A 592-nucleotide genomic window follows, 5' to 3' on the forward strand; every position below is an offset into this window, starting at 1 on the left:
ACGAAGCATGACAACCTCGTCGGCAACCGATGCCGGCATGCCTACATAGGAGGGTACCGCGACGGGTGCGTCGGGAGATCCCCAAGTGGAAGGTATTCCCCCGTGCCCTGCTTCCGCCCAATCATACGTGCCATGGTAGGCACCTTCGATCTTGGCAATACAAGAGCGCCCGGTGAAGGCGCGCGCGGCTTTGATGGCAAACATCACGGCTTCTGTGCCAGTGTTGACGAAACGGATCTGGTCGATTGCGGGAATGCGATCGACCAGCAGTTCCGCAAGGTCGATCTCATGGGCGGTCGGATTGGAAAAACAGGTGCCCTCACGAAGAAGACGCGAGACAGCGTCCATCACCGGAGCAAACCCATGGCCATGGATTAGGGTGGTGAAATTGTTACTGAGGTCGAGAAAACGCTGCCCGTCAACGTCGACAAGATAGGCGCCCTCGCCTTTCAGGACGTAGCGCGGCAACGGGTCGCGCTCGACTGTGATACGGCTGGTCCCATCCGGGATAACGTCGCAGCCGCGGGTGAACAATTTTTCGGACTGGGCGCCAGGCAAGGAGGCGCTCGGCGCCGTGTTTTCGTGCAACATA

The 592-nt window shown here is 59.3% G+C and carries 1 protein-coding gene; it reads right to left on the reverse strand.

Annotated elements, in window-relative coordinates; all coding sequences use genetic code 11:
* A partial coding sequence (locus tag NKH93_RS34255) for an aminotransferase class III-fold pyridoxal phosphate-dependent enzyme (RefSeq protein ID WP_352976424.1) occupies positions 1-591 on the reverse strand: 591 nt, incomplete at its 3' end.
* Between the last annotated feature and the right edge of the window lies 1 nt (position 592).

It is taken from the genome of Mesorhizobium sp. M0954 (assembly GCF_040319155.1).
Taxonomy (GTDB): Bacteria; Pseudomonadota; Alphaproteobacteria; order Rhizobiales; family Rhizobiaceae; genus Mesorhizobium.